The sequence below is a fragment of the Thermodesulfobium sp. genome (assembly GCF_053498235.1).
This window is the reverse complement of record NZ_JBRCUV010000031.1, coordinates 1-22,038: the sequence shown is the minus strand read 5'-3', so window position 1 is coordinate 22,038 and position 22,038 is coordinate 1. Positions and strand designations below refer to the sequence as shown.

Genomic DNA, 22,038 nt, shown 5'->3' with positions numbered 1-22,038 from the left:
TAAAATACACGAACAAGATGCTCGTGTTACTGTATTAATTAATTAATGGCAAATTATGGGTTTAAAATCTTTTATACAATATTTTGTAATAAATAAAAATTATTTGACAAATCGGATCTACTGTAATAAAATTTCTTATATAACTAAAATGCTTTTTACTATGAGAAAAAGGGAGATCTTATGAATATCTCTAAAAAAGAAATAGAAAGTGCTCGTGAGATATTGAAAGATGTTGCATATAAAACAGAACTAGCTTATAGCAATACACTCTCTGGTATGACAGGAAATTGCGTTTATTTAAAAATGGAAAATTATCAGCGTACTGGTTCATTTAAACTTAGGGGGGCGTACAATAAAATTTTTAATTTGTCCAAAAAAGAAAAAGAATTAGGTGTAATAGCATCTTCTGCAGGAAATCACGCACAAGGTGTTGCCCTAAGTGCTACTTTGTTAAATGTGAGATCCTTTATAGTAATGCCTTCAAAGGCTTCTATTGTAAAAGTTAAGGCTACAAGGAGCTATGGGGCAAATGTAATTTTGCATGGTAATGATTTTGATGAAGCGAATGATGCTGCTAGGAAATTACAAGAAGAGAAGAAATTGACTTTTGTTCATCCTTATGACGATCTTGATGTTATTAGAGGTCAAGGAACTATAGGACTAGAAATATTAGAGGATATGCCTAATGTAGATGTAATTGTAGTTCCTGTAGGTGGTGGAGGTCTTATTTCTGGTATAGCAGTGGCTGTGAAGCAGACTAAACCAAATGTAAAAATTATTGGTGTACAAGCTAAAAATATGCCATCTATGAAAGAGGCTCTTTTATCAGGATTTCCATCTCTTTATAAAGGATCTCCTACTATTGCGGATGGGATAGCTGTTGGAAAGCCTGGAGAGATAACCTTTGAAATAATAAAAAGGTATGTTGACGATATAGTTCTTGTAGATGAGGATGAAATTGCAGATGCTATTCTGATCTTGATGGAACGAACTAAGACTATTTCTGAAGGTGCTGGCGCAACTTCTATTGCTGCTTTGTTGTATAGACTTAAAGATTATTCTAATAAAAATATAGTGGCAGTGATAAGCGGAGGGAATATAGATATAAATATGGTATCTCGTATTATAAATAAAGGACTTGTGAAATCTTTTAGAAAGGCAAGTTTTAAAGTTATTCTTTCTGATAAACCTGGATCTTTATGGAAGTTGTTGCAATTAATTGCAGAATCTGGAGCTAACGTTTTGTCTATTTTACACAACAGAGAAAGAGGAGATATAAATTTAGAAAGTGCTGAAGTAATTATTGATCTTGAGGTATTCGATAAAGAACATATTTGTAGTATTAAATCAAACTTGGAAAGTCATCAATATGAGGTTAAACTTATTTAGTAATTTAGTGGCAAATTTTTTATTAGTTTTAATTCTTGTTATTTGAGGAAAGCCTAAAGAAGGTTGTTGAATATATTGTATTGGAGATGAACAGTGGAGAGTATATTTGATATTATAGGTCCAATTATGATTGGACCATCAAGTTCTCATACTGCAGGGGCTCTAAAATTAGCCCGTATTGCAAGGGCTATTTTTGGAGATACCCCATCTGAAGTTAGAGTAAATCTTTATGGCTCATTTGCAAAAACCTATAGGGGACATGGAAGTGATAGGGCTATTGCTGCTGGTTTCTTAGGATTCTCTACTGAAGATGAGAGAATTCCCGATGCTATTAATATTGCATTTAAAATGGGGGTAAAAATTGAGTTTGTGTCTTCGAATATTTTTGTAGATCATCCTAACACTCTTGAATTTGAAATGGTAGGTAAATCTGGTTTAAGTATAACAGTGCAGGGTATATCCGTTGGAGGCGGAAATGTAGTAATTAAAAAAATTAATAACTACGAAGTTTATTTAACAGGAAACTATGAAACTTTAATCACTTGTCACAAAGATCATCCTGGAATAATTGCTAAAATAACTCAGGTAATATCAAGTAAAAATATAAATATCGCATACATGTATGTTTCTAGGTTGGAGAAGGGCAAAGATGCAATGATGACAATAGAAACTGATGATTACATTAGTTCGGATATTTATGATATTTTGTCAAGTTTTTCTTATTTAAATTTTGTGAAGATAGTACATAAGATATAAAGGTGGGTGTGACCTATGAGATCCTTTTCTACAATATCAGATTTAATTTCACTGGCTAAGGAAAATTGTTCAAATATTTCTGAAATTGTTTTATCATATGAAACTCAAAAAACACAAAAAAGTAAAAAAGAGATTTTAGAAATTATGAATCAAAGGTTAATTGTAATGAGAAATTCAATAGAAAAAGGTAAAAAAAATAATAATTATTCTATAAGCAAAATGGTAGGTATGAATGCATCAAAATTTTATAGCTTTATAAGTAAAAATTCTTTTTTGGGGAAAATTGTAGAAAAAGCAATTTGTTATGCTTTATCGGTAAGCGAAGTTAATGCGTGTATGGGTTTGATAGTTGCATGTCCTACTGCTGGTTCTTGCGGAATTTTGCCAGGCGCTATTTTATCGGTGTCGGAAGAGATAGGCTTACCTGATGAAAAAGTTGTGTTAAGTCTATTTACTGCTGCGGGAATTGGTATGGTAATTGGTAAGAACGCATCTTTAGCAGGAGCTGTGGGAGGATGTCAGGCAGAGTGTGGCTCTGCCTCAGCCATGGCAGCGGGTGCAGTGTTGGAGTTATTAGGAGGAACTCCTGAACAAGTTGGTCATGCGATAGCTCTAGCTTTGAAAAATTATCTTGGTCTGGTTTGTGATCCTGTAGCTGGTTTGGTTGAGGTGCCTTGTGTTAAAAGAAATGCTTTTGCTGCAATACATGCACTCGTTGCAGCTGAGCTTGCTTTTGCAGGAATTGAAAGTATTATACCGCCTGATGAGGTAATCCTCGCTGCTTATGAGATAGGGCGTTTAATGCCTAAAAGCTTAAAAGAAACGTCAGAAGCAGGGCTTGCTAAAACACCTACTGGCAAAAGGATAGAGTCTTTGATGAACGCGTAACAAAAAGGTATTATTCAATATTGGTTTGTCTGTGTAATGTCTGTGTAACTTAATTTTGTTGTTATAAGTTTAACTTAATATAAAAGGAGATGATTAGAGTCTTGCCAAAGTTAAATGTGGTTTCTACTGAAAATGCACCATCTGCTGTAGGTCCTTATTCTCAAGCGATAATAGCCAACGGATTTGTTTTTGTTTCAGGTCAACTTGGAATAGATCCAAAAACAGGTAACTTTGCTGGGTATGATACGAAAACTCAATTTGATCAAGCTTTGAAAAACCTGAAAGCTATATTAAATTCTATCAATTTGGATTTAGACGATGTAGTTAAAACAACGGTATTTTTGATTGATATAGATGAGTTTGGTTTGATAAATGATATATATGCTAACTATTTTAAAAATATTTTACCAGCAAGATCTGCTATAGAAGTTTCAAAATTGCCAAAAGGAGCAAGAATAGAGATTGAAGCTATAGCAAGCTTTTAAACTTAATAAATTATTAATTTAATTAAAATTAAAAAAATGCTGAAAGGAGTTTAAAGATGTCATCTCAAAGTTTGTTATCCTGGAAACAGGAATACGATAGGTTATCAAAAAATGATAAAATAGCTTCTTTATATTCCCCCTTTTTTAGTGATGATTATAAACTAAATACTCCTCCACAAGAGGCGATAATTGATAGTAACGCTATTGATGTGTTAATGAAAAAGGATCAAAAACAAGTCAGACTTATTAAGCGAGATGATGGTTTGTTTTTTAAGATTTATTCCCTTTATACAATACCCTTATACGAAGTATTGCCTATTCTAAAGAACTTGGGATTAAATGCTGTTTACGGCAATTTTTACGAAATTATTGTAAATGATAAGAAAATACTTATACAAAAATACAATATAGAAGGTGCTACTTCAAATATCGGCGAAAAGGCAACAATTGTTCAGGAAAATTTTATAGCAATAATTAACGGTGTGGTTGAAAATGATGAACTTAATACTCTCGCAACAAAAGAATTTTTAGATTTTAAACAAATTGATTTATTAAGAACGATTTGTAATTATCTAATGCAGGTAGATTTCAGTATAAAAAGAAAATCTTTGTATACAACTTTGGTAAAGTATTCACATTTATCTAAACTCTTCATCGAGTTGTTTGAACAAAAGTTTGACCCAAGTATAGAAAAGGGTGCAAGAAAAATTAATGAGGTTTCGAGCCAAATTAGAGGTTTGCTTGAAAATATAAATAACATACAAGAATACAAGATTTTAAACTCAGTCTTAAACGTGATTGATTCTACAATCAGGACAAACTTTTATAGGGAGAAACTTTATCACTATATTTCTCTTAAAATAGACTCTTCCAAAATTATTAAAATGCCATTACCAAGACCTATGTTTGAAATATATGTTCATTCATATTTGATGGAAGGTTGTCATTTAAGAGGAGGTAAGGTAGCTAGAGGTGGAATTAGATGGAGCGATCGAAAGGATGATTTTAGGCTTGAAATACTGGAACTTATGAAAACACAAATGGTAAAAAATGCAGTAATAGTGCCTGTTGGTTCAAAGGGCGGATTTATAATAAAACAGTCTAACGGTGATGTCCAAGAAAAAGCCATCGAATCATATAAAACTTTAATTAGAGGGATGTTAGATATTACTGATAACTATTCCGTATCAAATGAAGAGTTGCGACCGGACAATGTGGTTTGTTATGATGAATTTGACCCATATTTAGTTGTAGCTGCAGATAAAGGTACAGCAAAGTTTTCTGATATTGCAAACGAAATTGTTCAAGAAGAATATAATTTTTGGCTTAAAGATGCCTTTGCTTCTGGTGGCAAGTATGGTTATGATCATAAAGAATTGGGTATCACTTCTAAAGGGGCTTTGGTATGTGTAAAAAGACATTTTAGAGAACTTAATATAAATTTAGATAATAGTGTTATTTCTGTTGTTGGTGTGGGCGACATGAGTGGGGATGTTTTTGGAAATGCTATGGTTGAGTTAAAGAATATTCAGCTTAAAGCTGCTTTTAATGGTAAAGAGATATTTGTAGATCCAAATCCTGATATTGAAGTTTCATATAAAGAAAGAAAGAGGCTTTTTGATAATGCCCTCACTTGGAGTTACTATAATAAAGAACTCATTTCGAAGGGTGGTTTTGTATGCGGGAGAGATGAACGTTCAATAGTTTTGAGCCAAGAAGTAAAAAATTTTCTTAGAACTGAAAAGGATAACGTTTCTGCAGATGAATTGGTTAAACTAATACTTAGTGCAAATGTAGATCTGCTGTGGATGGGTGGTATTGGTACATATGTAAAAAGTAGCAGTGAAATTCATGAAGAAGTAGGAGATAAAACAAACGATAATGTTAGAATAAATGCAAACGAAGTGAAGGCTAAGGTTGTTGGTGAGGGTGCAAATCTAGGCTTTACTCAAAAAGCTAGAGTTGAATATGCCCTTTTGGGCGGAAAAATAAATACCGATTCATTAGATAATTCTGCGGGCGTTGATTTGTCTGATCAAGAAGTAAATCTTAAAATCTTGCTTAACGATTTGATGAGGTCTAAAGTTGTTAAAGATCTGAATGAGAGAAATAAGATACTAAAAAAACTTACTCCTGAAGTGGTTCAAAGAGTGCTTGATCACAACTATATGCAAAGTTTAGCTGTATCTTTGGACGAGATTAGATCAAGACATGAGCCAGAAGTATTTTTTGAACTAATAGAATTTTTGAAGAGTAAAGAGTTGTTTAATGAAACTGAATATAGTTTCCCAAACAAGAAAACACTTGCAGCAAGAGTTGATTCGCACATTGGATATACAAAACCTGAGCTTTCTATCATGTTATCCTTCTTGAAAATGTTTATTTATACAAGTCTTTTGAAAGAGGTAAATTTTGACAAGCATTTGATTGATAAGTATGCTTTGTTATACTTTGCTCCTTCTACAAGGCAGGTATACAAGGATTTTATTGACAAACATTTGTTAAAAAAAGAAATAGCTTCAACCTACATTACAAATTTAGTAGTTAATAGCAATGGAGTAGGAGCAATAGCAAAGATCAATATGTTAACTGGTTTGTCTTATACAAGTATTATTAAAACTTTAATCTTTATTTACGATTTACTTGATGTTCAAAATATTAGGAACGAAATCTTTTCATATGAAAATAAACTAGAACAGAGTTTTATTTATCAAACTATTATTGATATTTTTTACGCGATAGAACGTTTTGCTATTAATCAAATATATTTGTTTGGTGATTCAATAATAGAATACGTATACAAACAAGAGATGTTAAACTATTTAGACTACTACAAAGAAAATGCAATAAAGGATGGTATATTTAAGTCAAAATTTGAAAACAAACTCAAAGAATTATCGAAATATTTTAGCAAAGACCTTTCAGAAAGAATTGCCTATAATTACTTTATTGATGATTTTATATTAGCTTACTATATTACAAGAAAAACTGATAAGAATTTTATTTTGGCAATTGAAACTATTGAAAAGATAAAAGAAAAGTTTGGTATTCAAAAGACAATTGATTATGTTAATTCTATTCGGGTAATTAATGAGTGGGATAGATTTGCTCAATTTTCAATGATAAAGAAATATGTATTATTTGTAGTAAGGCTAGCAATAAAAATACTAAGTGATTTTAATGGGAATTTAGAAGCACTTGTGACCGCAAAGAGACAAATATTTGAAGATTACAATAATAGATTGAATACTGTTTCTAAACTTTCTGCAAACAATTTACATCCTGTTTTGCTTTTGTATGATAAGTTGGAAGAACTTTTGTAAGAATTTGAAAATTAAATAGGATTTTTAATCAAATCCATCGTGTTTTATGGAATTGAGAGGTATAGAATGATAACTAATGATATAATTCTACAAATTTTAAGAGATTCTGTTAAACCAGCACTAGGTTGCACAGAACCAGGCTCAGTGGCATATGCTGTTTCAAGGGCAAAGGAAATACTCGGTGAAGAGATTTCTAAATTAACTATATCTGTAGATAAAAACATTTTAAAAAATGGCATGTTTGTTACAATTCCAGGAACGAAAGAAAAGGGCATTGTCTTTGCTGCTGCTCTTTCTCTGGTATGTGGAAGATCTGAGTATGGTTTAGAAGCATTAAGAGATGTTAATGATTCAGATATAGAGAAAGCTAAAGAAATCATAAAAAATAAAAATAATGTTATTTCTTTAGAACTAAAAAAAGATATTGAGGGGCTTTATATAAAAATTGAAGCAGAGGGCTACTCTCATAAATCAGTTGTAATTATAGAAAACAGGCACGACAATATAGTTTTCGAGAGTAAAGACGATCTTGTCACCAAGTCTGATAAAGTAACCAATAAAGTTCCCAATAATCATATAAAAAATAAAATAAAGGATTTTTCTATTTATGAACTTATAGATTTTGTGGACAACGTTGAAATTGAAAAAATAGAATTTATATCTGATGGTATAGAGATGAATAAAAAAATTGCATATGCTGGTTTGAAAGAAGATGTTGGAGTAGGTTTTGGAAGATTTATTAGAGAAAAAGTCGTTGATACTGAATCTTTGGCTGTTGCTTTGACAGTTTCGGCATCAGAAGCAAGGATGGCTGGTTATCCTTTGCCTGTTATGAGTAGTGCTGGATCGGGAAATCACGGTTTGGTTGCAATAATACCAATATCAATTATTGGCGAGCAAAGCGGATTTAATAAAGAAGAAATTATTAGAGCTGTGGCTTTAAGTCACTTACTTACTTCTTATGTAAAATCCTATACTGGAGTGTTATCTCCTCTTTGTGGTTGTGGAATAGCTGCTGGTGCTGGGTGTAGTGCAGGCCTTACTTATTTACGGGTAAAGAATAAAGTTAAAAAAGTTAAAATTGTAAATTCAATAAAAAATGTACTAGCGGGATTGTCGGGCATGATCTGTGATGGAGCTAAAATTGGGTGTGCATATAAACTTTATCTTTCTTCAATATCTGCAATTGAAGCCTCAAATATGGCTATAAACGATATTGTGATACCTTCAGATAATGGAATTTTAGAAGATAAAGCTGAAGATTGTATAAGAAACCTTGGGAGAATTTCCACGGAGGGAATGAAAGATACAGATGATACTATATTAGATATAATGGTAAATAAGCGATAGTGACTTCTTTGAAATTTTGTGGTATATTTCTAAATTTTGAAATATAATAATTAAAATATTACCAGTGAGTTTGGAGGCTAGATGTCTACTGATGAGAGAAAGGTAATTTTTGATAACCTGATAAATATAGCTGATTCTATTAGTGAAATGTTTGGGAAAAATTGTGAGGTAGCTGTTCACGATCTAAGGACGCCTGAGAAATCGTTAATTCATATTGCTGGTGATATTACTCATAGACAAACTGGTGCGCCAATAACTGATCTTGTATTAAAGGTATTAAAGAAAAACAAGGACAAGGCAAAAGATATGATTGGATATAAAAGTGTTACAAAAGATGGCAGAATATTAAGATCTACTACAAGCTTCATTAGAGATAAGAAAGGAAAGATAATTGGTGCTTTTTGCGTGAACTTCGATATTACTGAATTTATAGGAACCTATAATGTTTTTAAAGATCTTTTGGAAAAGGGTTCAGAATATGATAGAAATGAAACTTTTGCAAAAAATCTCAATGAAACGATTGAAACCCTTACACAAGAAGCTATTTTGTCCTTTGGGAAACAACCGTCAAGCTTTTTACCAGAAGAAAAAATTAAATTTGTTGCATTTCTAGAGGAAAAGGGAGCTTTCCTCATAAAGGGATCTGTTGAATATGTCGCATCTATATTGGGGCTTTCTAAATTTACAATATATAGTTATTTGCAAAAGGTTCGCAGCAGTACTAATTCTGATGATGACTGATTTTAACTTTATGTAAATTATTTTTTAATGAACAAGTAGCTAAAAGTTAATCATATTCTACTAATTCTACTAAAGTTTTAAGAACATTTGAGAGGGAGAGGGTATGGTTTTAAGGAAAGAATATATTTGTAGATGATTAGAGCTCTAATAAATTCTTAATAAGATAAATTTAAAATCTCAAAAGATTTATTCAAAAAACTATTTGTGAAATTTTAAAAATCTGATATATTAAAAATCTATATTAAATAAAATTGTAAATATTTTAGAAAACTGAGGGTAAATTATATGAAGCAATTCAATAAAGAATTTCTTAAAGATACTTGGGAGATAATTAAGCCATACTGGAAATCAGAAGAAAAAAAGATTGCTTGGTTTCTCTTAATTGTAATAATTTTTCTGAACCTGTTTTTAGTTCTTATAAATGTTCTTATAAATCTTTGGTACAATGAATTTTATAATGCTCTTCAGGAGTTGAATGCTCAGGCTTTCTGGGTGGCTATTCTTCAATTTTGTGTTCTAGCTTTCTTCTACATTGTGGCTGCAGTATATTCTTTGTATTTAAACCAGATGCTTCAGATTAAATGGAGAAAATGGCTTACAAATAATTTTTTAAAAAAATGGTTAGACAAAAAAATTTATTATCACCTTCAGGTTTTTAACAATTCAACTGACAACCCAGATCAGCGTATTAGTGAAGATCTGAATCTTTTTGTGTCTCAAACACTGAATTTATCGCTAGGGTTACTTAGCTCAGTGGTCACTCTTGCATCATTTGTAGGTATTTTGTGGACGATATCAGGCTCAATTTCATTTACAATACTTGGTAATCAAATTTTAATACCTGGTTATATGCTTTGGGCGGCTATCTTTTATGCAATTGCTGGTACATGGATAACTGCATTTATCGGTAGGCCATTGATAGATTTGAATTTTAATCAGCAGATGTATGAGGCAAATTTCAGATTCAATATGGTTCGTATTCGTGAAAATAGCGAAAGTGTAGCTCTTTATGGGGGAGAAAAAAAGGAACACAATCATCTTATGCTCAACTTCAAAGATGTATTTGAGAATTACTGGAAAATAATGGTTAGGCAGAAAATGCTTGGATGGTTTACTTCTGGATATAATCAGATAGCAATAATATTTCCCATATTAGTTGCATCTCCTAGATTTTTTGCTAGGCAAATTCAGTTGGGTGGTCTTATGCAGATCGCTCAGGCATTCGGACAGGTACAGTCTTCTTTATCATATATAGTTAATAGTTATCCATCACTCGCAAGCTGGCACGCTGTGGCAGATAGGCTAAGAACTTTTGAACACAACATTAGTTTTATTGAAAAACTTCAAAAGGAAAATAATAGGATATTAATAAGTCAATCTGAAAGTTTGAAAGTGGAAAACCTTTCTATTCTTTTACCTGATAACAAAACTCCACTGATAAGCAATTTGAATATGTCTCTTAACAAATCTGAGAGACTTCTTGTGGTAGGTAGCTCCGGTATAGGAAAGAGCACTTTAATAAGAACTCTGGCTGGTTTATGGCCATTTGGAGAAGGTAGGATTTTTATTCCACCAAAGGATAGAATTCTTTTTCTGCCACAAAAACCTTACCTACCAATAGGAACTTTGAAAGATGTTTTGATCTATCCAAATGGAGATCCAAATATAAGCGACGACGTTTTAAAAGAACTACTTTTTAGCTTAAATCTAAAGCACCTGGTAGATCGTATATTAGAAGTAAATATGTGGTCACAAACTCTCTCTATTGGCGAACAGCAATATCTGGCTTTTGGTAGGATTTTTCTACAAAAACCCGAATGGATATTTATGGATGAGGCTACAAGCGCACTTGATGAAATGTCTGAAAGAATGTTATACGATAGGTTAAAGGTTGATTTGCCAGATAGCGCTGTGATAAGCGTTGGTCATAGATCAAGTTTATTATCATATCATAGAACTAAATTGACAATTTTAGGAGAAGGAAAGTGGAATTTAGAAAGAATAAATCTTATAGATGCAGATAAATCTCTTATAAAAGAATAAACCTGAGACTATAAATTTTGGTAAATAATAACAAATATTATTTTAGTCTAAAATACGCGTAATTTTTCTAAATTTATTTATAATTTATACTTTTTCTCTATCTCTAAATAATCCGGAAGCCCAATAAGGGAATTGAATCTTTAAAACCTGCATCTGCATATTTTGTAGTCCTATATGTTGCGTCTTCAATGACGCTGACAGCTTTAAAATCTGTTCTTGCCATTATCACTAGATCTGGATCTTTCTTTGATTCGACTGCAGCCTTAATTTTCATACAGTGTTCATCAACTGAGATCAGCCTTTTTCCTTTCATATGTCCACATCTTTTTGGCCATTCCTGCTTTTCAACTATTTTTGCGTTTAGGCATCGTAGACGCCTGGCAGTTCTAATATATCTGGTGAATATAGAAGCTCTCTAAACATGGTTATAACTCTTTTTGACTTTGTTTCCTCCTGTAGATTTTATAAATATTTTATAAATATAATAATATATAAAATTATATACCTAATTGCTTGTTCATTAATTATTTTTATTGATAACTGCTTACTTACTAATTTTTATATGTAAGATTTTTTATTGACAAATAGCACGATAGCCTTACAATAAATTTAATGTTATAAGCTTTATTTAATCGTCTTTATAATTCTTAAGGAGGTTCGACGATGGGGGAAATTAAAGAAAATGCAAAAGAGAAACAGTCTCAATCAAGCATTGCAGCCAGGTTAGAAAGACTTCCTCTGAGCGGTTTTCACTGGAATTTTTTGTGGATGATAACTGCTGGAGAGTGGTTTGATACTCTTATTCTTCTAAGTTTAGGGATACTTGTAGCTTTACTTGGCATTAGTTTTGGCTATCCGTCTGGAAAGGGTCCTATTGTTTTAATTTCTTATGCCTTTTTTGGAATGCTTTTTGGCGCAATTATTCTCGGCAGGCTTGCTGATATTTTTGGTAGAAGGACAATGTACTTTTTTAATTTGTTAATTTTTGGAATTCCTCTAATTGTTGCTTCATTTTTAAATGATCTTAACACTATATTAATATTAATATTTATTGCAGGTATGGGAATAGGCGCAGAAGGAGTTCTGATGGATACATTTATAAGCGAAGTGATGCCCAGAAAAACAAGAGGTAAACGGCTTGCTCTGGCTTATACAGTAGTTGTAACTTCTGCACCTATTGGCGCATTGCTTGCAACAATTTTAGAAAAAAATATGCCTCATGATGCCTGGAGGGTTTTTCTCTTGATTGCTGGCATTGGAGCGCTGGTGGTTTGGGTTACAAGGTTTAAGATGATCGAGTCCCCAAGATGGTTGGTTAGTAAGGGCAAATACGAAGAAGCAGATAAGCTGATGTCTAAAATTGAAAACGATATTATGAATGAAAAGAATCTAAAATCTTTGCCAGAGCCAGAAATTAGGGCTGAAGCTAAAAAAGAGACATCAAGATATTTTGATCTGTTTAAGCCTGGTATCGTGGGCAAGACAATTATGATGTTTATTTTTATGTTTTTTCAATCTGCTCTCTTTTATGGATTTACAGCATTAGTTCCATTGTTTTTGGGCACCAGGGGAATAAACCTAAATCAGATCTTTGCGTTTACCTTTGTAGTATATTCTGGCTTTTTAATTGGAAGCATATTTAACGTTTTTGTAATAGATAAGATTGAAAGAAAGTACGGCTTGATAATATCTATTATTGCTGTAGGGGTATTTGGGGTTTTGTTCGCATTTTCAGGAAATATCTACTTAGCATTGTTTATGGGATTTCTTACTACATTTTCTCTTTGGAATATGTCAAACTTTTATCATCAATATAATGCAGAAATTTTCCCAACTCAAATCAGGGCTAGTGCTACAGGAACTTCTTATGCATTGAGCAGATTTAGCTCTGCAATTTTGCCAACCTTTATAGGCACGATCATTTACAAAGAGTACGGTATTGGCGGGGCATTTGGTGTGTTATGGTTTTTTATAATAGTTCTTGTGTTAGACCTTTACTTTTTGGGGCCAAAAAGTACTGGCAGGAAACTAGAGGAAATTAAGTAAACCTCTTTAAGCGAACAAATATATATAAAGCCCTTCAACTAAAACAAAGATAACTTTGAGAGTTGAGGGGCTTTATACCTTTACACCCCTTTATTGAGATTCTCGTATTCTTTATATTTAATCAGCTCGTATAATTCCTGTCTTGTTTGCATTTTGGAAATTATCTCTTTTTGAGTGCCACTTGTTAAAATATTTTTAAATCCTTCCAAGACAGTCTTGTTGGAAAGTCTTAGGGCAGTTACTGGAAAGATTACAAACTTGTACCCTAACTCTTTAAATTTTTGGATACTGATATAAGGTGTTTTTCCAAATTCTGTCATATTTGCTAGCAGGGGAGCACTAATCTCTTTTGCAAATAACTTAAACTCATCTTCTGTTTCAAGAGCTTCTGGAAATATCACATCTGCACCAGCTTTTAGATATAGTTTAGCTCTTCTTATTGCTTCCTCTATTCCATATATGGCTTTTGCATCGGTTCGAGCAATTATTATAAGACTTTTCGATGATTTCCTTGCTATAGCTATCTTTTCAATCATTGTTTCGGCATCAACTATCTTTTTGTCAGCCAAATGGCCGCATTTTTTTGGTAAAACCTGATCTTCTATCTGAATAGCTGCTCCTCTTGCTTCCTCTATTTCTTTTGCTGTTCTAGATACATTTAAAGCTTCTCCAAAGCCCACATCTACATCTACAATTAAGGGTAAATTTGATGCCCTATAAATATATCGCGTCATCATTGATACCTCACTTAACTCTATCAAGCTTAGGTCTGGTAATCCAAGACTGGCGCTAAGAGCCCCGCCTGATAAATAACAGCACTGAAAACCTGCCTTTCTTGCAAGAAGAGCGCAGATAGGATTGTATACTCCTGCGACAGGTATTATGTCATTGTCTTTCATTAATCTTTTTAGGGAGAGAGAAGGGTTTATTTCTTGGTCTTCAATTAGCCAGGTCATTGTTATATTCTCAGGCTATTAGATATTTCTGAAATATTTTCACACTTATCCAGGTTCATTATGGTATCTATAATGTTATCTTTTTCTGATGGGCTTAAAATCGATTCAGTATTATCTTTAAATTTCTTAATTACTTCATCATCGGTCATCTTGTTTTTTGAATGACCACGTGGATACATTATCTCTTTTGAATAAGTTTTTTTATCTCTTGTGTTGAGCGTTATGCGATTCGGAATTCCTTCAGGATATAGTTTAGTAAGTTCTACATCTTCCTTTATATCAATCTATATCAATCTTCTTGAGGATGCTTTTGATAGATGGATTATTTAATTTATTTTTAGAAAAAGAATCTTTTGAGATAAATCCATCTAAGATACATGCTGCAGTAATGTATTGGAAACTGTGATCTGCAGTTTCTTTTGTTTTCGGGTTCCATTTTTCTGGATCCTTTGCGATAATATCGTATGCTGCTTTAAATGTTTCAATAGTGATGGAGTCAATATCGTCTGCTGATTTTATATATTTATGGAGTTCTTTGGAGATATCTACTGCGCCTTGAGCATGGTATTCTACGGGATAAAATTTTATATATGTATCTAAAATTTTTCTCGGCGAATCTATATTAAATAAAGAGCCCAAAGCTCTGTCATCAAACGCATTCCCATCAAGTAATTCTTTAAAAAAACCCATCTCGCCTTCAAAGGGTTTATTTGGTCCTGTTATACCACAAGATGCTTGAAGTGTACCGAAGATAGCATTTCTTACAGAATTGGCTGCTGCTGCGCCTTTCCACATGGATAGCTCTCCCGAACGTGTCTGCCTCATTGAAGAGTTTGGAACTATAGTAATAGAGATGGCGTTTTCTATTACTTCTTTTTTAAGCTCGAGCATCCTGCCTAAGCCACAAACTGTTCCAATTGAGATATAATTCACATGGTCCCATCCATACTCTCTAAGACTGGCTGCGTCACATAAACTTACAGCTATTTCATAGGCAACAGCTATCGCTTCAATAAGTTTTTTGCCGCTAAGTCCTTTCCATTCAGCTACAGACCATAAACCTGGTATCATATCGCTTGGATGAAGGGGTTCCTTCGAAAGATATGTATCGTTGAAATCTAAATATCTCACGAGAACACAGTTTGCAAATGCTGAAATTTCAGGAGTTGTCTTAAAATTTAGACCAAAAAGGCTTGCGCCATTTTTATATTCGAACATATAATCATAATTTCTTGCTGCTTTTGAGGTATCTTCATGAAAAGCCAGATACATTACTCCAAATGAGTCGAGTATTCTTCTCTTTACTTCATGCGTTGTTTCTGGTGAGATGTCCTTAACTTTTACTGCATAGTCTGAAAACAAATCATTATATTTGTCCATTTCAACACCCCTAACAATTTTTAATTAGAAACTTATTTATTCATCTCAGAAAAATATTTATATATTGATGCATACCTGAAGACAGCATGCTGTAATTTGCTAAAGGGGAGCATTATAAAGAAGGTTATTACTGTGCTTAGATGAATTATAAATAAAATTGGCATAAATATTGTAGATCTGAAAAGTAAAACTAAAAAGCCAGTTAGAACAGACATTAATAATATCATTATAAAATTTATATCCATTGAATTTATATTCTCGCTATATGGTATCCTATCCATTTTAGTTCTCAAATATAGCAGTCCAGTTAGCCCTAAAATCATTAGGACTCCGCCAATAGTGCCAAATATCACTGGTAAGCTTGTAAAAGAATATGGTGGCGAAATATTTAAAATATGACCCATAAATGCAGCTATTAAAGTCGATATGAACGTTATTATGAATCCAAACAATACAAATTGGTGGTAAATCTTCCTTGAAAAGCTGTATTCTTCATCTGGATAGTTGCAACCAAAGCTTCCTCCATCAAGGAATTCTAATAAAATTACGCTTTTTAATGAACTTATATGGTTAAAGAGTTTAAAGAAATCGCTTTTTTTTATATCAATATAATCGCAATAATCAATTAAGTCTTTTATGTAAATAGTTAATGATATTGTGAATGGAATAAGTATTGTGATAATTAAAAAGTTTTCAGGTAAAACACTATAGAATGATGTATTTTGTTCAAAGAGACCTTTTAAGCTCAACTTCCCCGTGTATATTATTGACGAGATAGTATAGAAAAGAAATGAAATTAGAAAAATAGCAATGCTAAAGATATGTGGCTTTTCAATGATCTCCTTTGAGAATTTTGACTTTTTATAATTTTTATAGGTTTCTAATCTTAGTGTCCCAAAAATTTTTGGGATATTTATATCAAAAGTATGAGGTGGGGCATATTGACAGGCATAATAACAACCCCTGCAGTCGTGACAAAGATTTGCCAGATAGATTATGCTATTGTCAGAAAAGGTTCTTCTAAATTCTATTGCCTTGAAAACAGGGCAAATGTTTTCGCAATATCTGCATGCGTTGCAAATATTTAGTGAAAATCTTGCATCCTCAAAATCTTTATCAAACATTTGCAGCTTCCTTTCCAGCCGTAATACCAAAAACAGTACCAATAGTAAGACCTGTTCCAGCCATATATCCCTTGCTCAATATGTTCCCAGACATAATCTCTCCAGCAGCAAAAACGTTTTCAAAGGATTCGCCATCTTTTGTCAAAATTTGAGAATTTTTGTTTACTTTAACTGATAAATATGTGAAAGTAATGCCAGGTCTTAATGGATAGGCGTAAAATGGTGGTTTATCGATAGGCAGCGCCCAATGGCTCTTGGGAGGTTCTAAATCTATAGTTTTACAATCGTCTAAGATAGATGGGTCGAATTTTCCTGATGACAAGTGATTATTGTAATCTTCTACGGTTTTTATTAAACTCTCAGAATTGAGGTTAAGTTCAGCACAGAGATCTTTTAGAGAATCGGCTCTGAATGCAGGAAAAGCGGACGGCATAAAAAGATTTACTACCTTAGAATCAAAAATAACATATCCTATCTGATCAGGTTGATTAATCAATATGTGTCCCCAAATAGCATATCTTTTGGGCCATATATCTTCTCCTTCATCATAAAATCTTGCGGCATTTTTGTTTACCACTATGCCAAAGGGTATACAGTCTAACCTGGTGACGATGCCGCCATCAAATTTTGGTGCTCTTGCATCCAATGCCAACATATGGGCATTTTTTGGGTCTCCAACAAGCATTGCATTATTTTCTATTAGAATCTTGAATAAGTTTCCTTCATCATATGGAGTCCCTCTGATAATTAGATTGTTTGCTGAGTCTCCCCAAATTTCTTTCAACTGTTCAATATTGCTCTGAAATCCACCACATGCAAGGACTAAGCTTTTTGCGGTTATTTCATGAAGACTATGCTTGTAGTTGACTACGACTGAATAAAATTTCTTGTTTTTGAACTTTAAATCGACTACAAATGCATCATAAATAATTTTTACGCCAACTTTTTGGCAATAATGGTAGTAGTTATTAACCATGGACTTGCCACCGCCAGAGAAAAAAGCAACGCTGTTAGCCAGGTGAAGAGCTCCTTTTATAGTGGGCTGGAATTTACATCCGTGATTTTGCATCCAGAAGATGATGTCTTGGGATTTCTCTGCACAAAATTTTGCCAATTCTTTATTTGTTTCGCCCTTTGTTACTTCGAGTATGTCCTTGTAAAAATTTTCTGCTGTGTATGAGCCACTGGTGTATTGATTCGGCTTATCGTGAGCATACCTGATATCTCTGGTATGACGGCTATTTCCCCCCTGTAAAATATTGGAGATCTTTCTAGCAGCAAGACCTTTGCGCCGTTCTCTGCAGCGCTCATTGCAGCGCAAAGGCCTGCATTTCCTGCTCCGACTACTATAACGTCATAGTCCATAATATCCTAATTAGATTAACGCAATTCAACGTCTTTTGTCTCCTTTGACAGCAAAGCTGAAAGCATAACTAAAACTTCTCCAAATATTATAAAGGCACTCCACATATTTGGGAAATTAGAAGAGGAAATTTTAGTGAATACTAAAAGTATAGCCGTTCCCCAATTTCCAAAAATAAATCCAAAATTAAACGAGATGCCTACTGCAGTGCTTCTAATATGTGTGGAAAACCTTTCAGACAGATAAGTAGGCGTGACTCCATATAATCCAGCTGAAAAAAAGCCTAATATGCTTGCAAATATAGCACAATATGTGAAATCATTAGTTTTTGAGATGATCTGAGCAGAAAACAATGAAACTATCATTGCTATCAAAGAAAATGTTATAACTGTTCTTCTTCTGCCGATAAAATCACTTACAAAACCAGAAAAAAGATATCCAATTACAGCTGCCGTTAGCGCTATTATTACTACGTAAAGCGTTTGTGGAAAAACGAATTGCTTTCCCAAAGCTAAAACGGTAGGGAAAAACCCAAGAGTTAGCCCATAAATCCAGGACATTCCGACCATAAAAAGAATTCCTGTAAGAACCTCTTTCAGGGTTTCGCCATTTTTTAAAATTTCAGTTAAAGGCATTTTCTTAGTTTTACCCTCTTCTTTTGCCTTTTCCCATTTTATAGATTCTATCATTCTGTACTTTACAACAAGAAGTGCAATTACTGTTAAGACTATTGAAGACCAGAACATCCATCTCCAGCCATAATTTGCAAAGCTCTCTTTTGGTATTGCGTAGTGTAAAAATAAAAATAGTATTGCTGCAACTAAGAAACCTACTGCATATCCTGCTTGTATTGCTCCCCCCCAACGTCCTCTTTTATTTTTTTCTGCGGATTCTACGATGATAACTGCGCTATTGCTGTATTCACCTCCTGCAAATATGCCAGTCAATACCCTTAGAAATGTGAGTGATATTGGAGCCCAAACTCCTATGCTATGATAGTTTGGCAAGAATCCTGTAAGAAATACAGAAATTCCTAATCCAGCTACTGCAGCAAATATTGCTTTTCTTCTGCCAATTTTGTCTCCAAGAATGCCGAATAGAATTCCGCCTAAAGGTCTACAAACCAGTGTAATGGTATAAATGCTCCACACTCCAATAATGGCTATTGCAGAACTCTTTGGAAAAAACTGAGGTGCGAGAATCGGTATTAACAAGAACATCATACTTAGATCAAAGCCGTCCACCATCCAGCCAATAAACGCGCCTGGATAGACACTCCAGGGGTTAATCTTTTTTTGATCAGCTTCCATTTGTCCCATCCACCTCCCAAATTTATTTATTTGTGTTAACAAATTAATTTAGATATTTATATATCTTAAGTTATATCCAATTTATGTTCAATATGTTAAAAGCAAGGCAGCACAATAATCGTTCTGATAATTTATGTATCTTCTTTAAATATAAAAAATTAAATATTAACTGAAAAAGTTAAGATAACTTTAAGAACTTTAACCCTAAACACTTGTGATAAAATAAAAACAAATAAGATTTTTTTTGAGGGAAGGGATGTTTTTAATTAAAAGGAGGTAAGCAGTGAAACCTATTTTTTTTAAATCGGCACAAAGCTACGAGCCGCAAAAAGATTGGAAACGAACAAGCCTTTGTAACCAGGACTCTATATCCATAGAACATTTTGTGAAACCCCCGCATCACGCTTCTCCAGAGCACTTTCACGTTAACGCCCAAATTTTAGTTGTGCTAAAAGGCAAAATGTCTGTAAGAAACCAGGACAGCGAAGTAGTGTTATCAGAAAACGATTGCGTATATATAGAACCAAACGAAATACACACTGTGGTAAATTTATTAGATGAACCCTCAATAGGTCTTGACATCTTTGTACCTGGAAGAGATTTTAGTTTTTGGCTAAATAAACTATAAATTCTCTAAAAATATTTGATATGTATATATATATCAACTGGTAGATAACCTTTATTGATTCTTTAAACTTCTTCAGGGGAATGCGAAGTGTAATAGGGGAGTTGAAAAATGCCTATAGTTCTTAACTTCTTAGCCTGGATGCTGCTTAAAAAAATTTGAATTAAAAAATAAATTTCTAAATTTGACAATCAAAAATAGTATTGTTACAATATTCAAACAATTCTAACAATTTTAAAGGAGGAGAAAGATGTCCACAAATCAAAACGGGAAGTTTTTCTATCCCTCTGATGAGTTAAAATCCAAATTAAATGTAAAGAATTATGATGAAATTTACCAGTATGCAGCAGAGCATCCCGAATCATTTTGGTCTGTAATTGCTTCAGAATTAAGTTGGTTTAAGCCCTGGGACAAAGTATTAGAGTGGGAATATCCATTCGCAAAATGGTTCGTAGGCGGAAAGACTAATATTGTCTATAACGCGCTCGATAGGCATGTTAATACCTGGAGAAGGAATAAATTAGCCCTTATATGGGAGGGTGAAAATTCTGAGGTAAGAACTTATACCTATCTTCAGCTACAAAGAGAAGTCAATAGATTTGCTAATGTATTAAAAGCTATGGGAGTTCAAAAAGGAGATAGGGTAAGTATTTATCTACCCAGAATTCCTGAACAGATGATTGCAATGCTTGCTGCTGCAAAAATTGGTGCAATTCATACATTGGTATATGCAGGTTTTAGCGTTGAAGCTTTGAGGGATAGAATCAATGACGCAGAATCTAAAATAGTGGTTACAGCTGACGGCGGTTTTTATAACGGTAAAGTTGTACCACTAAAAAATATTGTTGATGAAGCGGTTTCTAAATGTCCAAGTATTATTTCTGTAATTGTAGTAAAGAGAACTGGTGCTGATGTGGACATGACTCCTGGAAGAGATCTTTGGTATCATGAGTTAATGGCGCTGCCTATTGCCTCTCCGAAGTGTGATACTGAAGTAATGGATGCTACAGATCCACTCTTTATATTATATACCTCAGGAACTACTGGAAAGCCTAAAGGTGTTGTACACTCACACGGTGGTTATATGGTAGGCACATATATAACGACTAAGTGGGTTTTTGACATGAAGGAAGAGGATACACACTGGTGTACGGCTGACTCTGGATGGGTTACAGGACACAGTTATGTAGTATACGGTCCCCTTCTTAATGGTGCTACTACTGTAATGTATGAGGGGGCACCAACTTATCCGCTACCTGATAGGTGGTGGTCAATAGTAGAGAGGCATAACGTTACTATCTTTTACACTGCTCCGACTGCTATTAGAAGTCTTATGAGATATGGCTCATCTTGGGTAAATAGAAGAGATTTATCAACTTTAAGAATTCTAGGCAGTGTTGGAGAGCCAATAAATCCTGAGGCGTGGCTGTGGTTTTATAAAGTAATAGGGCAAGAAAGATGTCCCATAATGGATACGTGGTGGCAGACAGAAACAGGAATGCACATTATAACTCCTTTGCCTTGTACTCCTTTGAAACCAGGTTCTGCGTCTAAACCGTTTCCTGGCATAGTTGTAGATGTAGTAGACGAAGAGGGAGAAAGTGTAAAGCCAGGTGAAGAAGGCTTCCTCATCATTAAAACTCCATGGCCTGCAATGTTGCAAACAGTTTATAAAGATCCTGAAAGATATAAACAACAATATTGGAGTAGATTTCCTGGAGTTTATTTTGCTGGTGATTCTGCCAAGAAGGATGAAGATGGTTACATTTGGATAATTGGCAGAGTAGATGATGTAATAAAGGTTGCAGGATATAGATTGGGTACTGCTGAGATAGAAAGTGCACTTGTATCTCATCCTGCAGTAGCTGAGGCTGCAGCTATAGGAAAACCTGACCCCTTAAAAGGTAATATTATAAAAGTTTTTGTCATTCTTAAATTCGGTTATGAACCCTCTGAAAAACTTGCACAAGAACTTAAAAATCATGTTGGACATGAATTAGGTCCTATTGCAAAGCCTGCAGAAGTTCAATTCGTAGAATCATTGCCTAAAACAAGATCTGGTAAGATTATGAGAAGAGTTTTGCGCGCTCAAGAATTAGGGCAGCCTATTGGAGATTTGTCTACCTTAGAAGACTAAGTTTTATTTTATATTTAAGTTTTAGATTTTGATACAAATCAAAAAAGAAAGCTTAGTGCTTTCTTTTTTGATTTGTAAGTAAAATTATATTATAATTTAAGAAAAAATTTTAAGAGGTGGTT

The 22,038-nt window shown here is 33.5% G+C and carries 19 protein-coding genes; 11 read left to right on the top strand and 8 right to left on the bottom strand.

Annotated features, from left to right (window positions below; genetic code table 11):
• The first annotated feature begins 180 nt into the window (after positions 1–180).
• The 8 genes from ilvA (at position 181) to ACWIUX_RS03915 (ending at position 10,975) form a co-directional block, all read left to right on the top strand.
• On the top strand, positions 181–1,389 hold the full coding sequence (gene ilvA, locus ACWIUX_RS03950) for a threonine ammonia-lyase (RefSeq protein WP_448589424.1): 1,209 nt from the start codon (positions 181–183) through the stop codon (positions 1,387–1,389).
• Between the two features lie 93 nt (positions 1,390–1,482).
• Positions 1,483–2,145 carry an L-serine ammonia-lyase, iron-sulfur-dependent subunit beta gene (gene sdaAB / locus ACWIUX_RS03945; RefSeq protein WP_448589423.1) on the top strand — a complete coding sequence of 221 codons (663 nt, stop codon included), beginning with the start codon at positions 1,483–1,485 and terminating at the stop codon, positions 2,143–2,145.
• A 15-nt stretch (positions 2,146–2,160) separates the two neighbouring features.
• Positions 2,161–3,033, top strand: a complete 873-nt coding sequence (gene sdaAA, locus ACWIUX_RS03940) for an L-serine ammonia-lyase, iron-sulfur-dependent, subunit alpha (protein ID WP_448589422.1) — start codon at positions 2,161–2,163, stop codon at positions 3,031–3,033.
• A gap of 89 nt (positions 3,034–3,122) precedes the next feature.
• Complete coding sequence (locus ACWIUX_RS03935) at positions 3,123–3,518, top strand: RidA family protein (RefSeq protein ID WP_448589421.1); 396 nt, start codon at positions 3,123–3,125, stop codon at positions 3,516–3,518.
• 56 nt (positions 3,519–3,574) lie between these two features.
• Complete coding sequence (locus tag ACWIUX_RS03930) at positions 3,575–6,841, top strand: NAD-glutamate dehydrogenase domain-containing protein (protein WP_448589420.1); 3,267 nt, start codon at positions 3,575–3,577, stop codon at positions 6,839–6,841.
• Between the two features lie 66 nt (positions 6,842–6,907).
• Entirely contained in the window at positions 6,908–8,191 is a 1,284-nt protein-coding gene (locus ACWIUX_RS03925) for an L-cysteine desulfidase family protein (RefSeq protein WP_448589419.1), read from the top strand.
• 81 nt (positions 8,192–8,272) lie between these two features.
• Positions 8,273–8,932: a helix-turn-helix transcriptional regulator gene (locus ACWIUX_RS03920; protein ID WP_448589418.1), complete on the top strand. Its 660-nt coding sequence runs from the start codon at positions 8,273–8,275 to the stop codon at positions 8,930–8,932.
• A gap of 285 nt (positions 8,933–9,217) precedes the next feature.
• Entirely contained in the window at positions 9,218–10,975 is a 1,758-nt protein-coding gene (locus ACWIUX_RS03915) for an ABC transporter ATP-binding protein/permease (RefSeq protein WP_448589417.1), read from the top strand.
• Positions 10,976–11,078: 103 nt separating this feature from the next.
• On the opposite strand, the gene ACWIUX_RS03910 is transcribed toward ACWIUX_RS03915, so the two are convergent.
• Positions 11,079–11,366, bottom strand: coding sequence for an isocitrate lyase/phosphoenolpyruvate mutase family protein (locus ACWIUX_RS03910; RefSeq protein WP_448589448.1), 288 nt, complete (start codon positions 11,364–11,366; stop codon positions 11,079–11,081).
• Between the two features lie 272 nt (positions 11,367–11,638).
• Between ACWIUX_RS03910 and ACWIUX_RS03905 the strand changes: the two genes are divergently transcribed.
• Complete coding sequence (locus ACWIUX_RS03905) at positions 11,639–13,021, top strand: MFS transporter (RefSeq protein WP_448589416.1); 1,383 nt, start codon at positions 11,639–11,641, stop codon at positions 13,019–13,021.
• A gap of 80 nt (positions 13,022–13,101) precedes the next feature.
• Here ACWIUX_RS03905 and prpB read toward each other — a convergent pair whose 3' ends face one another.
• Genes prpB through ACWIUX_RS03870 form a run of 7 tightly spaced genes read right to left on the bottom strand, consistent with a single transcriptional unit; the run spans position 13,102 to position 19,154 of the window.
• The gene (gene prpB, locus ACWIUX_RS03900; protein WP_448589415.1) at positions 13,102–13,977 is read right to left on the bottom strand and encodes a methylisocitrate lyase; all 876 of its coding nucleotides are present in this window, start codon (positions 13,975–13,977) and stop codon (positions 13,102–13,104) included.
• A 2-nt stretch (positions 13,978–13,979) separates the two neighbouring features.
• On the bottom strand, positions 13,980–14,201 hold the full coding sequence (locus tag ACWIUX_RS03895) for a hypothetical protein (protein ID WP_448589447.1): 222 nt from the start codon (positions 14,199–14,201) through the stop codon (positions 13,980–13,982).
• 55 nt (positions 14,202–14,256) lie between these two features.
• A complete protein-coding gene (locus tag ACWIUX_RS03890; protein WP_448589414.1) occupies positions 14,257–15,357 on the bottom strand; it encodes an MmgE/PrpD family protein in 1,101 nt (366 codons plus the stop codon).
• Positions 15,358–15,389: 32 nt separating this feature from the next.
• On the bottom strand, positions 15,390–16,481 hold the full coding sequence (gene tcuB, locus ACWIUX_RS03885) for a tricarballylate utilization 4Fe-4S protein TcuB (protein ID WP_448589413.1): 1,092 nt from the start codon (positions 16,479–16,481) through the stop codon (positions 15,390–15,392).
• Positions 16,474–17,703, bottom strand: a complete 1,230-nt coding sequence (tcuA, locus tag ACWIUX_RS03880; protein WP_448589446.1) for an FAD-dependent tricarballylate dehydrogenase TcuA — start codon at positions 17,701–17,703, stop codon at positions 16,474–16,476. The genes tcuB and tcuA overlap by 8 nt, the downstream gene beginning before the upstream one ends.
• Positions 17,619–17,846 carry an FAD-dependent oxidoreductase gene (locus ACWIUX_RS03875; RefSeq protein WP_448589412.1) on the bottom strand — a complete coding sequence of 76 codons (228 nt, stop codon included), beginning with the start codon at positions 17,844–17,846 and terminating at the stop codon, positions 17,619–17,621. Before ACWIUX_RS03875 ends, tcuA begins: the two co-directional genes overlap by 85 nt.
• 15 nt (positions 17,847–17,861) lie before the next feature.
• The gene (locus ACWIUX_RS03870) at positions 17,862–19,154 is read right to left on the bottom strand and encodes an MFS transporter (protein WP_448589411.1); all 1,293 of its coding nucleotides are present in this window, start codon (positions 19,152–19,154) and stop codon (positions 17,862–17,864) included.
• A 283-nt stretch (positions 19,155–19,437) separates the two neighbouring features.
• On the opposite strand from ACWIUX_RS03870, the gene ACWIUX_RS03865 reads away from it, so the two are divergent.
• Complete coding sequence (locus ACWIUX_RS03865) at positions 19,438–19,782, top strand: cupin domain-containing protein (protein ID WP_448589410.1); 345 nt, start codon at positions 19,438–19,440, stop codon at positions 19,780–19,782.
• Between the two features lie 247 nt (positions 19,783–20,029).
• Positions 20,030–21,916 carry an acetate--CoA ligase gene (gene acs, locus ACWIUX_RS03860; protein ID WP_448589409.1) on the top strand — a complete coding sequence of 629 codons (1,887 nt, stop codon included), beginning with the start codon at positions 20,030–20,032 and terminating at the stop codon, positions 21,914–21,916.
• Positions 21,917–22,038: the final 122 nt, after the last annotated feature.

Bases quoted from the DNA above. Each gene is read 5' to 3' on its own strand.
- ACWIUX_RS03905 (WP_448589416.1), top strand. From the start codon at position 11,639: ATGGGGGAAATTAAAGAAAATGCAAAAGAGAAACAGTCTCAATCAAGC.
- acs (WP_448589409.1), top strand. From the start codon at position 20,030: ATGTCCACAAATCAAAACGGGAAGTTTTTCTATCCCTCTGATGAGTTA.
- ACWIUX_RS03870 (WP_448589411.1), bottom strand. From the start codon at position 19,154: ATGGAAGCTGATCAAAAAAAGATTAACCCCTGGAGTGTCTATCCAGGC.
- tcuB (WP_448589413.1), bottom strand. From the start codon at position 16,481: ATGTTTGATAAAGATTTTGAGGATGCAAGATTTTCACTAAATATTTGC.
- ACWIUX_RS03935 (WP_448589421.1), top strand. From the start codon at position 3,123: ATGATTAGAGTCTTGCCAAAGTTAAATGTGGTTTCTACTGAAAATGCA.
- ACWIUX_RS03925 (WP_448589419.1), top strand. From the start codon at position 6,908: ATGATAACTAATGATATAATTCTACAAATTTTAAGAGATTCTGTTAAA.
- ACWIUX_RS03875 (WP_448589412.1), bottom strand. From the start codon at position 17,846: ATGGACTATGACGTTATAGTAGTCGGAGCAGGAAATGCAGGCCTTTGC.
- sdaAA (WP_448589422.1), top strand. From the start codon at position 2,161: ATGAGATCCTTTTCTACAATATCAGATTTAATTTCACTGGCTAAGGAA.
- ACWIUX_RS03930 (WP_448589420.1), top strand. From the start codon at position 3,575: ATGTCATCTCAAAGTTTGTTATCCTGGAAACAGGAATACGATAGGTTA.
- ACWIUX_RS03890 (WP_448589414.1), bottom strand. From the start codon at position 15,357: ATGGACAAATATAATGATTTGTTTTCAGACTATGCAGTAAAAGTTAAG.
- ACWIUX_RS03920 (WP_448589418.1), top strand. From the start codon at position 8,273: ATGTCTACTGATGAGAGAAAGGTAATTTTTGATAACCTGATAAATATA.
- ACWIUX_RS03915 (WP_448589417.1), top strand. From the start codon at position 9,218: ATGAAGCAATTCAATAAAGAATTTCTTAAAGATACTTGGGAGATAATT.
- prpB (WP_448589415.1), bottom strand. From the start codon at position 13,977: ATGACCTGGCTAATTGAAGACCAAGAAATAAACCCTTCTCTCTCCCTA.
- ilvA (WP_448589424.1), top strand. From the start codon at position 181: ATGAATATCTCTAAAAAAGAAATAGAAAGTGCTCGTGAGATATTGAAA.